The sequence below is a fragment of the Blautia sp. HCN-1074 genome, assembly GCF_037890165.1.
Lineage (GTDB): Bacteria > Bacillota > Clostridia > Lachnospirales > Lachnospiraceae > Blautia_A.
This window is the reverse complement of sequence record NZ_JBBKBP010000002.1, coordinates 159,577-172,369: the sequence shown is the minus strand read 5'-3', so window position 1 is coordinate 172,369 and position 12,793 is coordinate 159,577. Positions and strand designations below refer to the sequence as shown.

At 41.9% G+C, this 12,793-nt stretch carries 7 protein-coding genes; 1 reads left to right on the top strand and 6 read right to left on the bottom strand.

The features are described 5' to 3' along the window. Positions 1-75: 75 nt before the first annotated feature. Positions 76-3,612 (bottom strand): pyruvate:ferredoxin (flavodoxin) oxidoreductase, encoded by a 3,537-nt coding sequence (nifJ, locus tag WKT11_RS02890; RefSeq protein WP_340282426.1) that lies wholly within the window; start codon positions 3,610-3,612, stop codon positions 76-78. A 504-nt stretch (positions 3,613-4,116) separates the two neighbouring features. Further along, complete coding sequence (locus WKT11_RS02885; RefSeq protein WP_117674654.1) at positions 4,117-4,524, bottom strand: RrF2 family transcriptional regulator; 408 nt, start codon at positions 4,522-4,524, stop codon at positions 4,117-4,119. A gap of 321 nt (positions 4,525-4,845) precedes the next feature. Between WKT11_RS02885 and WKT11_RS02880 the strand changes: the two genes are divergently transcribed. Next, positions 4,846-6,486, top strand: a complete 1,641-nt coding sequence (locus tag WKT11_RS02880; protein WP_117674655.1) for an ABC-F family ATP-binding cassette domain-containing protein — start codon at positions 4,846-4,848, stop codon at positions 6,484-6,486. Positions 6,487-6,610: 124 nt separating this feature from the next. Here WKT11_RS02880 and ybaK read toward each other — a convergent pair whose 3' ends face one another. The 4 genes from ybaK to WKT11_RS02860 all read right to left on the bottom strand — a co-directional run bounded on the left by ybaK (position 6,611) and on the right by WKT11_RS02860 (position 12,382). Further along, the gene (ybaK, locus tag WKT11_RS02875) at positions 6,611-7,087 is read right to left on the bottom strand and encodes a Cys-tRNA(Pro) deacylase (RefSeq protein ID WP_118246915.1); all 477 of its coding nucleotides are present in this window, start codon (positions 7,085-7,087) and stop codon (positions 6,611-6,613) included. A gap of 43 nt (positions 7,088-7,130) precedes the next feature. Continuing rightward, positions 7,131-10,226, bottom strand: coding sequence for a bifunctional diguanylate cyclase/phosphodiesterase (locus tag WKT11_RS02870; protein WP_118590352.1), 3,096 nt, complete (start codon positions 10,224-10,226; stop codon positions 7,131-7,133). 123 nt (positions 10,227-10,349) lie between these two features. Next, positions 10,350-11,093 carry a TMEM198/TM7SF3 family protein gene (locus WKT11_RS02865; RefSeq protein WP_118629268.1) on the bottom strand — a complete coding sequence of 248 codons (744 nt, stop codon included), beginning with the start codon at positions 11,091-11,093 and terminating at the stop codon, positions 10,350-10,352. Between the two features lie 110 nt (positions 11,094-11,203). After that, positions 11,204-12,382, bottom strand: a complete 1,179-nt coding sequence (locus WKT11_RS02860) for a transglutaminase domain-containing protein (RefSeq protein ID WP_340282416.1) — start codon at positions 12,380-12,382, stop codon at positions 11,204-11,206. Between the last annotated feature and the right edge of the window lie 411 nt (positions 12,383-12,793).

Genomic DNA, 12,793 nt, shown 5'->3' with positions numbered 1-12,793 from the left:
CACTATAAATAGCTCTATCTATTTATTTTTTAATGATTTATAAACTTGTTTACAGTCGTTCAAAAACCGAAAAGATTATTCAGCACTATGAAGAGCGATCAGCTTCTGCAGATATTCATATCTGGCTTTAGCCTCAGCCTCATTCTTAGCAAACAGTCTTGCAGCCTTCTCAGGATTCTGACGTTTCAGAGAGTTGTAACGAACCTCACCGTCAAGGAATGCCTGATAATCTTCCATGCTCGGAGCCTTGGAATCAAGAGAGAACTTGTTTCCTTCTGCTGCCGGGTTGAATCTGAAGTTGTGCCAGTATCCAACCTTAACTGCTAATTCTTCCTCTGTCTGAGCTTTTGCCATACCTTTCTTGATACCATGGTTGATACATGGAGCGTAAGCGATGATCAGAGATGGTCCCGGATAAGCCTCAGCCTCTGCAATAGCTTTTACAGTCTGGTTGAAGTCAGCACCCATGGAGATCTGAGCAACGTATACATAGCCATAGCTCATAGCGATGGAAGCCATATCTTTCTTCTTAGTCTCTTTACCGCCTGCAGCGAACTGAGCGATAGCACCTGTTGGTGTAGACTTAGAAGACTGTCCGCCTGTGTTGGAGTAAACCTCTGTATCGAATACCATTACGTTAATATCACGTCCGCTTGCGAGAACATGGTCAACACCACCGAATCCGATATCGTAAGCCCATCCGTCACCACCGAAGATCCACTGGGATTTCTTAGCGAGGAAGTCTTTCTGAGCAAGGATTTCTTTTGCTTTGTCACATCCGCAAGCTTCAAGAGCAGCAACAAGTTTGTCTGTAGCAGCACCGTTTGTAGCACCTACAGCAAATGTATCCAGCCATTCCTGACCAGCTGCTTTAACGTCTTCATTTGTTCCGTTAGCAACAACATCTTCAACTTTTGCTTTTAAGCCATCACGGATAGCTCTCTGAGCAAGAAGCATACCATAACCAAACTCAGCGTTATCTTCGAACAGAGAGTTAGACCATGCAGGACCCTGTCCCTTAGCGTTTACTGTATATGGTGTAGATGGTGAGGAGTTACCCCAGATAGAGGAACATCCTGTTGCGTTTGCAATGTACATTCTGTCACCGAACAGCTGAGTGATCAGTTTAGCGTATGGTGTTTCACCACATCCTGCACAAGCTCCTGAGAACTCAAGCAGAGGCTGTTTGAACTGGCTGCCTTTAACAGTTGCTTCTTTAAATTTAGCGATAACATCTTCTTTAACCGGCAGTTTCACTGTGTAGTCAAAGTATTTCTGCTCGTTTTCGCTTGCTTCAAGGTTTTCCATAGCAAGTGCTTTCGCACCCTTCTTACCTGGGCAAACGTTTACACAAGAACCACATCCTGTACAGTCAAGTGCGGATACGGACATTGTGAATTTGTATTCTTTCATACCTGTAAGGTCTAATGTCTTCATGCCTTCAGGAGCATTAGCTGCTTCCTCAGCTGTCAGAGCTACAGGACGGATAACTGCATGTGGGCAGACATAAGCACATCTGTTACACTGGATACAGTTTTCAGGATTCCATACAGGAACGTTAACTGCGATACCACGTTTCTCATATGCAGAAGAACCTGATGGTGTAGTACCATCTACATAATCCTTGAATGCAGATACAGGTAAGGAGTTACCTTCCTGAGCATTAACTTTAGCCTGGATATTGTTAACGAAATCAATAACATCCTGACGTCCTTCTGTTGCATGAGTCATATGAAGACCTTCGTCCTCAGCATCTTTCCAGCTTTCCGGAACTGTGATCTCAACAACCTGTTTAGCACCTGCATCGATAGCAGCCCAGTTCTTCTGAACGACATCATCACCCTTACGTCCGTATGTTGCCTTAGCAGCAGCTTTCATAAGGTCGATTGCCTGCTCTTCCGGAATGATTCCTGTAAGTTTGAAGAATGCAGACTGAAGGATTGTGTTGATACGTGTTGGTCCCATGCCTGTTTCAATACCGATCTTAACACCGTCAATTGTGTAGAATTTGATATTGTGGTTAGCGATGAATGCTTTAACCTGTCCTGGTAAATGTTTCTCAAGACCTTCCATATCCCAAGCACAGTTAAGGAGGAATGTACCGCCATCAACAAGTTCCTGAACCATGTTGTATTTGTTTACGTAGGATGGATTGTGACATGCTACGAAGTTTGCTTTGTGGATCAGGTATGTGGATTTGATCGGTTTCTTACCAAAACGTAAGTGGGACATTGTAACACCACCAGACTTCTTGGAGTCATAATCAAAGTAAGCCTGTGCGTACATGTCTGTGTTGTCACCGATGATCTTGATGGAGTTCTTGTTGGCACCTACTGTACCATCAGCTCCCAGACCCCAGAATTTACAGTTTGTTGTTCCTTCAGGAGTTGTTACGATCGGAGCACCTGTCTCAAGGGAAAGGTTAGTAACATCATCAACGATACCGATTGTGAATTTTTCTTTAGCAGTGTTCTCATAAACAGCTACGATCTGTGCAGGTGTAGTATCTTTGGAACCTAAACCATAACGTCCGGAGAATACTTTTACGCCGCCGAATTTGCTGTCTTTTAATGATGCTACAACGTCAAGGTACAGTGGCTCGCCAAGTGCACCCGGCTCTTTAGTTCTGTCAAGAACTGTAATCTGTTTTACAGAATCCGGAATTGCATCGATGAGTGCCTGTGCGCAGAATGGTCTGTAAAGACGAACTTTAACAACACCGACTTTCTTTCCTGCTGCTGCAAGGTAGTCGATTGTCTCTTCAATTGTATCGTTTACAGATCCCATAGCAACGATTACGTGTTCTGCATCAGCAGCTCCGTAGTAGTTGAATAATTTGTAATCTGTACCGATCTTAGCGTTAACTTTGTCCATGTATTCCTGAACTACTGCCGGAAGAGCATCATAGTATGGGTTACATGCTTCTCTTGCCTGGAAGAAGATATCAGGGTTCTGAGCTGAACCTCTCTGGCATGGGTGATTTGGATTCAGGGCATGATTACGGAATTCAGCGATTGCTTCCAGATCTGCCATATCCTTAAGATCTTCATAATCCCATGTTTCGATCTTCTGGATTTCGTGAGATGTACGGAATCCGTCGAAGAAGTTGATGAACGGAACTTTACCTTTGATTGCTGCAAGGTGAGCAACAGGTGTTAAGTCCATAACTTCCTGTACAGAAGATTCGCAAAGCATTGCGCATCCAGTCTGACGACAGGCCATAACGTCGGAATGATCACCGAAGATTGAAAGCGCGTGAGAAGCAAGAGCACGTGCAGATACGTTGAATACTGCAGGTAACTGCTCACCAGCGATTTTATAAAGGTTCGGGATCATAAGTAACAGACCCTGAGAAGCTGTATAAGTTGTTGTTAAAGCACCAGCTGCCAGAGATCCGTGAACTGCGCCGGCTGCACCAGCTTCAGACTGCATTTCAGTTACCTGAACTTCCTGTCCGAAAATGTTCTTTCTTCCCTGGGTTGCCCACTCGTCTGTTGCTTCCGCCATAACAGATGAAGGGGTGATAGGATAAATAGCGGCTACATCTGAATATGCATAAGAAGCATGAGCAGCTGCATGGTTACCATCCATGGTTTTCATCTTTCTTGCCATAGTTTGTTTTTCCTCCTTAAAGGTTGATGAAAATTATATTATTTTAAGACATATATATGGTATGCCCTAAATTTCATTGTAAATTATAGCATAATCTTTTGGTTATGTCCAATTTGTTTTGGCATATTTTGTATCTTATGAGGTACAAAACAGGGATTTTATCTTATTTTAGATGTGAATATGTATATCTTTTCGAGTTACCTTTATCTAACTTTATGTATTTATAACAATTTACAGTCACACTGCTATGGCTTTGTTTTTTTAACCGAATCAAGTAAGTCCCCTGCGGAGGTTGCGAAGAGCAATAAGTAGTGGGTGGGGACTTGCTTGTATCAGGAGGGGTACAAGCAAGTCCTGATAAACAGAGAAGCAGTTATTCGGTGTAGAGCTACGTAGCGGAAGCGGATGATTTTATCCGATTGACAATGTATTTCAGAAATACAAACGCTTATCCCTAAATCATGTATAAAGAAATTAACGTTATAAAAATATAAAGAGGAGGCATTATGCCTCCTCCATAATCTGCTGTATTGTTTTTCTTTTAAGAAGATTCACCAGTTCATCCTGTACACGTACCAGTTCTTTATGTACCAGACATGGCATACCGTTCTGCCCGTCCCTGATGCAGCTATATTTCGGATCCAGACATTCAATAATGAACATCTCCGGATCGATTGCCGAATAGATATCATACAATGTCAGTTCATCCAGTCCCTCATTCAGGGAATAGCCTCCATGCACGCCTCTGTACCCTTTAACGATCTCCGCTTTCTGAAGTTTCTTCAGAATCTTATAAGCAAAAGGTGCGGTCACTGATTCCTTCTCACAGATATCTGATACGCTCAGCCTGCTCTCTCCCCAAAGCGCACGCACTACACGCACCGCATAATCACACTCTCTCGTAATAAACATAGTCCTTGCAACCTCTCTATAAATTCATTCTTTACATATTATCTACTTCATTATCTTACTTTGCTGCACAGTTCACTGCACTATACGATAGTCAGCCACTGGCATTCTCTCCATTCTCAAGCAATGCCTGATTTCATTTGTCAACGCCTCTTTGTTTATGCCACTAAGAGACCTATTTTGTCTCTTATTATACCAGTGCTTCTTTTTTTTGTAAACAAAAGAACCCAAAAAAGCAAAAAACTGTTGCAAATTTTTCAGTTTACGGTACAATGATAAGCGGTTATGTATAAATAAGAACGATTTTACAAAACGAGGTATGATATGATTTCAGCAAACAATATTACTTTGCGCGTAGGTAAAAAAGCGCTCTTTGAAGATGTAAATATCAAATTTACAGAAGGTAACTGCTATGGTCTCATCGGTGCAAATGGTGCCGGTAAGTCTACCTTCCTTAAAATTCTTTCCGGACAGTTAGAGCCTACCAACGGTGATGTAGTCATCACACCAGGTCAGCGTCTTTCTTTCCTGCAGCAGGACCACTTCAAATATGATGCATATACTGTTCTGGATACTGTTATCATGGGTAACCAGAGACTGTATGAGATCATGAAAGAAAAAGATGCCATCTATGCAAAAGCAGACTTCACAGATGAAGACGGTATCCGTGCCAGCGAACTGGAAGGTGAATTTGCAGAGATGAACGGATGGGAAGCAGAATCCGATGCCGCTACTCTTCTGAATGGTCTCGGAATCGACACAGAATTCCATTATTCCCAGATGGCAGACCTTACAGGTAGCCAGAAGGTCAAAGTACTTCTTGCTCAGGCTCTGTTTGGTAACCCGGATATTCTTCTTCTCGATGAGCCTACTAACCACCTTGACCTGCCGGCAATCGAATGGCTTGAAGAATTCCTGATCAACTTTGACAACACAGTTATCGTTGTATCCCATGACCGTTACTTCTTAAATAAGGTATGTACTCATACAGCAGATATCGACTATGGTAAGATTCAGCTCTATGCCGGAAACTACGACTTCTGGTTTGAGTCCAGCCAGCTCCTTATCAAACAGATGAAAGAAGCCAACAAGAAGAAAGAAGAAAAGATCAAAGAACTTCAGGAATTTATTTCCCGATTCAGCGCCAACGCTTCCAAGTCCAAACAGGCTACCTCCCGTAAGCGTGCCCTGGAGAAGATTCAGCTTGATGACATGCGTCCATCCAGCCGTAAATACCCATACATCGACTTCCGTCCAAACCGCGAGATCGGTAACGAAGTTCTTATGGTAGAAAATCTTTCCAAAACCATTGATGGCGTAAAGGTTCTGGATAATATTTCCTTTACACTCGGACATGACGACAAAGTTGCTTTCGTTGGTGCAAACGAGCAGGCAATCACAACTCTGTTCCGTATCCTTGTCGGAGAGATGGAACCGGATGAAGGAAATTACAAATGGGGTGTTACAACATCACAGGCATATTTCCCGAAAGACAATACAGCAGAGTTTGATAACGACCTTACAATCACAGACTGGCTGACACAGTATTCCGAGATCAAGGATGCTACTTATGTACGTGGTTTCCTCGGACGTATGCTTTTCCCTGGTGAAGACGGTATCAAACGTGTACGTGTACTTTCCGGTGGTGAGAAAGTTCGCTGTCTTCTTTCCAAGATGATGATTTCCGGCGCTAATATCCTGATTCTTGATGAGCCTACCAATCATCTGGATATGGAGAGCATCACAGCATTAAACAACGGACTGATCAAATTCCCGGGTGTTATCCTTTTCACATCCCATGACCATCAGTTTGTTCAGACAACAGCTAACCGTATCATGGAAATTCTTCCAAACGGAACAATGATTGACAAGATCACTACTTATGACGAATACCTGGCAAGTGATGAAATGGCTAAGAAACGTCATGTATTCGAGATCAATGAGGAAGATGCTTCTGATAACTAATTTCGATATTTTATATAAATAGCTTTATCTAATAATATAAAACAGACAAGGTACATTCGTCCGCCTATTTGGGCTTCATATACCTTGTCTGTTTTTGTATACTGAATTCTCACAACATATTGTTCTATGCAGTAATCTCAGCAAGTTTTCCACCTGTCACCTTCAGAAGATCTGCCAGCGGAACTTTCAGCGTCAGACCAATGCGTCCGCCACTGACATAGATTTCCCCAAAGTTTCCTGCTGAAGCATCAAATACTACCGGGTAAGGTTTCTTCATTCCCAGCGGGCTGCAGCCGCCTCGCACATACCCTGTGATCTTTGTGATATCCTTCACATGAATCATATCCACTGTTTTCTCACCGACAGCTTTCGCAGCCGCTTTACGGTCTACTTCTTTCTCAATCGGAACTACAAATACGAAATAACTGCCGCTCTTTCCTTCCATGACCAGAGTCTTGAAAGACTGATCATAAGGTGCGCCTATCTTATCCGCACTGTGAATTCCATCAATAAATTCATCACATTCATAAGAAAATGCCTCATACTTTACTTTCTGTCTGTCCAGCATTCTCATTGCATTTGTCTTAGCCTCTTTTGACATCTTATCACGCCTGTCCTTTCTGTCCTATGTCGTATTTTTTTATTTATTTACGAATCTGAAGCATATCTTCCAAAATACGGTAATAACCATCAATCGTCACAACTGCTTCATTCTCAGAAGTCTTTGTTCCCACACACCGGATCGTCACCTTGCCATGCTGTGGAGAAAATCCTTTATATTCAATCTGTGCCGTCTTATCTGTGACCATCATCGTGTCTCTTGCATCCTTTACATAATCCAGATACTCTTCCGCTATGTTATTGACCCACGCCTGGTAACATTTTTCCGGATCCGCGTCCTTGTCCACACCCAGGAGTTTCTTCATATTCTCATCTACAAGGATTGTGGTATCTCCTGTCATCTTGTCAATCTTCATCTGCCACAGCCCCACGCCCGAAACAGACAAGATATTATGATTCAATTTATTCTCCACAAGTTTATGAAGCATCATTCTTGCGCCATTGTTATCCAGATTATGAAGCAACACCTGTTCAACCAGAAATGCTGTCTTGCAAAGTAATGCCAGCCTGTCCACAACCATTTCCGGATTATCTATACTTATAACTCCCAACAGTTGCTCTTCATGCCAGATTCCACATAACAGACAACTCTGCGCATCCTGTTTAAGGAAACCTTTATACAAAGTTTCATCAATCTCCTTCAAAGACTCTCTGTCTTTGATATAGATTACTTTGTTTTTCCGGATATAATCAAGCCATGGCTGTATCTTCGCCTGAGTCGTAACCTCGAGATAGCGTTCCTTATCCATTACACCCTGATCATGATAAGTCGCAACATCTTCCCACAACTCCAGGCTCTCGTCCCAAAGGAAAAGGGATGCTCTGTCAGCCTGATAATACTTTCCTGTAAAAGTCACCAGTTTTTCCAGAATTCCGTCGTCTTTCTCACCACTCTGCACAAGTTCATACATCTGTATGATTTTCTCCGCCACATAAAGATCCTGATTCAGTTTCTGATTAAGCGGTCCATCTTTTCCGTCTACAGGCAGTGCTGTGATTAGCCTTGCCTCTCGTTGATGCCATAGAATATTCTTCTCACTGACATACATCTTTCTTCCATAAAGATCATAGAACATTTTGCTGGTAATATTTACAACATCTTCTGAATTATTCATCGCACATTCTTCACACTGTTCTGCACGTCCGGTAAAAACCTGAAAGCATTTGCATCCGAGATAATTATAAATCCCCGTAATCTTCTTTGCCTCTGCGTTCATGTAGAGAATTTCAAGATTCTCTTTATCCACCACATAAATGATAGATTTCAGGCTGTCCAGAATATTCTTATATTCGATACTCTCTGTAGAAGCAGACTCCGGTGTCCGGGCAGAAACCGGATGATCATGATAACGCTTGCGAAGTTCCGTAACAAATTTATTATAAGAGCCTTCTGTAGCCAGACAGGTACTTTCAAATTCATCAGCCGACATCGGTTTTCCAAAGAAATATCCCTGTATCAGTTCCGGAGAAAGTGTATCCAGACAACGCAGTTCCTCTTCTTCCTCAACGCCCTCACAGCAGACACGAATCTGTGCTTCCTGTGTAAGTTCCAGCATATTACTGAGTAATCTGTAATTATAAGAGCTCTTATGTATCTGTCTTACAAAACACCGGTCAATCTTAACCTCATCTACCTCCAGCCCTTTCAGATAACTCAGCGAAGAATATCCTGTTCCAAAGTCATCAATAGAAATCTGCATTCCTTTTTCTTTCCAATAGTAGAACATACTGTTGAAATAATTATAGTCCTGCAGCTGCATACTCTCCGTAACTTCCAGAGTAATCGCATTTCCCGGAAGCTTTGCCTCTTTTGCTGCATTAATCACATTCTGGACAATCGATTTATCTTTCAGCTGAATATAGGAAATATTTATACTGATATTAAAATCGCCATATTTCTTACGCCAGAGTGCGCACTGTGCAAACGCCTGCCTCATTACCCATTTCCCGACAGGAATAATCAGTTCTGTCTGTTCCAGCAGCGGAATAAACACAACCGGAGACATGAAGCCACGTTGCTTTGAATGATATCGAAGCAGCGCCTCTGCTCCTTTCAGGCGATATCCATTCGATGTCACCTGCAACTGATAATATAATTCAAAGCCTTCAAAATTATTACGGATACTCTCTCTTAACTCTTTCAGGAGTTCCATTCTGGACGCATTCTCCTTATAATCATCTGAAGAAAAGAACGAAAGTCTGTTTTTTCCATTCTTCTTTGACTGCATCAGCGCATTCTCAGCATAGCTGACAAGTGCACTCATATCTTTCTCATTTTCATTATATGGATAGCATACTGCTCCACCTGAAAATTCGCACATGGATTCTGTCCGTTTCTGAAGACGTTCAAAGAAATCCACTGTTTCTCTCTTACTGCATCCTGCCAGATCCACGCCAAAATGATCGCCATCCATTCTGTAGACACTGCTTTTCTCATTCTTGATTTCTTCCAGAACCTCAGCAACCGTCTTTAACACCTGATTACCATAATCACGTCCCATACGCTGATTGATCTCGCGGAAATCATCAATACCCAGAATGAGCATATGACCTCTTTTACCCTTGGCTATCCCCTTTTCGACATTCTCCAGCATTTTATTATAATTCATAAGTCCCGTCAGCATATCTACCTTCTCTGACAGAACCCTTCTGGACAGACATCCTATCATCAATGGCTGCTCTTTACCACCTTCATTGAGAACATTTCCCCGACAGTTAACCCAGAACTTTTTCCCATGTTTATCCACGTACCGGAAGTTTAAGTCCATCCGTTCATCCGTACCTCTTGTCACATGGCGAATCGCCCGCTCAACTTTTGGCATATCATTCCTGTATACAATATCTTTGATAATCTCCAGTTTATATGCAAAAATATCATCCGGAACTCCATCTTTATACTCCTGTCCGATCAGAACAGTGAGCTGTCTGGAAAAGTATACGATATCTCGCTCCATATCCCACAAAAGAAACGTATCATTTGTAGATTCGTTCAAAAATAAAAGCATCTTATAGTAGTCCTGTGCACGATTATTCACTTTTTCTCCTGATACATTTGTCATTCTCACTTCTGCGGAGATTTTACAATCTGTAAAATCTACACTTTCCCCTTCTTTCTTCACATTCGTACAATTTTACTATTATTTTTCTCTTTCATCTATTTCATAAATGTTGCTGAGCATTCTATTCTCAGCAACTCCCGGATAACATCATCATTACTGTTCATTCCGTTCCAGAGCAACGTATTATTTTTTCTCTCTGTTACGCATCTTCTCAGAATATTCTGTTCTGTTTTCGCCTTGCGGCCGATATCCCTGCATATCAGGATTTTGTGGCATTCTCTGATCTTGTGTATTGTATTCATCCTGAACAGCATACTCTTCATCTGAAACCGGTTTATTAATTGCAAACTGAATCAGCATTCCCAGAACTGCAAATCCCACACTCATTCCCAGTCCATACGGAATATCCTCCAGATTTCCAAGTTTTGCCAGAGAAACACCTGACATTACACCTCCGATCAGACTGGTTGCAACAATCAGAACCTCCCGGCAATATTTCACCGCCATAGAACCAAGTGCTACACCAATAAGAATACATGCAAAAAATGACGCAGAACTGGTCGGATGAAGGAAATAAATACTAAGAGCCCAGCCTATTCCTGCCGCAAGTATAAACACACCCGCCTTATAAATCAAAAATGCGATTACCGCAAACACAACACCTGTTGCCAAAGCTGCGATCAGCATCGTGGATTTCTCCTGCATTCCCATTGTATGTACAACAATAAGCGCCAGTCCCGCACCTACAAAGAAACCTCCGATCATCATCCAAAAGCGGAGCAGGCGGTATCCAAACACGCAATTCAGGATTCCAAATACAAGTATCACTGCAAAAATCGCCATCGTAAAACGATTCACAAAATCAGAATCCAGAAGATTTCCGGTTATATTCACAACCCCATTAAATACATCTGTCATATCACCCATACTTTAATCACTCCTTTTTCTCTCACTCGCATATTCTTAGTCAGTCAAACAATTCCCCACCCACTGCTTATTGCTCTTCGCAACCTCCGCAGGGGACTTACTTGATTTGGTTAAAACATAGAATACAGCGTCTTCATATTGTCAATTATACCGTAATGATAGGAAATCTGTGATAACCCGTGTACTTCCATATAATATCTCGCAATATCCTGAATCCGATTACTATCAATCAGATCCATATACGCTTCATCAAAGGCTTCCTGGCCGCTAAACTTAAACCGCACCACAGCCGCATCACTGTCAATACGCAGCTTACACAACTCATATACGCTGTCCCAGTCATAACTGTCAAAGCAAGCTCCGTTTCTCACATAGAAATTCATATCCGTAGCCGTACACGCCGGAACTGCAAACTCATCAGATGCCGTATAATTCATCTCGTACTCCTGAGGAAACGGGCAAAGATAATCATAAATCGTCGTCCTATGCTCTGCCAGTACTGTGGCATCACCTTCCAGGAAGTCCGGCTGGTCACCATTTGTAGCATCTACATAATAATACTGTCCATTCAGCTGAACAATATTCCATGCATGTCCCTGATCACTGTTTGCAGCATCTCCCTCCACATAAATACATGGAACATTCAGCCGTTCCAGCAGATACTGAACCGCACCCGCATAACCTGCACACACTGCCTGCTTTTTCCAGAAAGTTCCCGCAATGCTCTGATCATCATCAGAAACCACATAATCGGTATTGTCTATGATATACGTGTAAACCGTCATTACCTTGGTATAGTCATCTGCACCTTCTGGAATCTGCGCCAGAACTTCCTGATATGCATTCTCCATAGCCTGCGAAATCTCCTGCCGCTCATCCTCTGTATAAGTATATCCCGGAGAAAACTGGCAGTAATCCCTGCCTGTATAAGTTGTTTTATATACCTTCTCACGATTATGTACCCAGAACACCTCCGGATGATCCTTAAGCACTGCATGATACACTCTGTCTATCTCGTCATCTCCGGAAAGAGACAGGTAAAACTTCTCTTCAAAACTCCTGATACCCTCCAGAATCTCGCGATAGCCTCTCTGCTCATCCTCGTTAAGAAGTCCAAAATAATATTCCTGATGTCCTTCATCTGACTGTGTCACCTGCTGCTTTCTAAGTGTTCTTACCTCCACTGGCTCTCTCAGAGTTCTCTCTCCGGTCACACCAATACCTGCTAATAACACAATCACAAACACAATAAGAATCAGTCGCAATGCAGAAAATCTTTTTTTGTTCATTCAATAATCCTTCTCTTGTCATTCCTCTGATATTCTTTTCCCTTATCGGATATCAGATTATTGTTTTATTCTGTTTTTTGTTCGGTTTGGTTCTGTTTCGTTAGATTTAAAATTATTTTTCCAGTCTGTTTTTCTATTATAGACCAGAACACTATTGATTGTAAACCTGTAAAATCTCTTTTTTTAATCTCTTTTTTGTTACTCATTTTTTTATTTCACTGACCATTTTTTCAAATAAATATTGCATCTTTTTTCCTGAGGGCTACACTTAAGAATAAGTGATCTGCTGTTGACTGTGATATCCAAATGACAACCACCTAAATGACATTGACAAGTGAACAATAACAATTGTCCTTCTTGCAAGATAAACATTGCATCTTTTCAGCTAAAGAGATACACTAAACAATAAGT

What these genes read in the sequence shown, in the direction of transcription:
- WKT11_RS02860 (WP_340282416.1), bottom strand. Translation starts at nt 12,382, where the DNA reads ATGAACAAAAAAAGATTTTCTGCATTGCGACTGATTCTTATTGTGTTT.
- nifJ (WP_340282426.1), bottom strand. Translation starts at nt 3,612, where the DNA reads ATGGCAAGAAAGATGAAAACCATGGATGGTAACCATGCAGCTGCTCAT.
- WKT11_RS02885 (WP_117674654.1), bottom strand. Translation starts at nt 4,524, where the DNA reads ATGTTTATTACGAGAGAGTGTGATTATGCGGTGCGTGTAGTGCGTGCG.
- WKT11_RS02865 (WP_118629268.1), bottom strand. Translation starts at nt 11,093, where the DNA reads ATGGGTGATATGACAGATGTATTTAATGGGGTTGTGAATATAACCGGA.
- WKT11_RS02880 (WP_117674655.1), top strand. Translation starts at nt 4,846, where the DNA reads ATGATTTCAGCAAACAATATTACTTTGCGCGTAGGTAAAAAAGCGCTC.
- ybaK (WP_118246915.1), bottom strand. Translation starts at nt 7,087, where the DNA reads ATGTCAAAAGAGGCTAAGACAAATGCAATGAGAATGCTGGACAGACAG.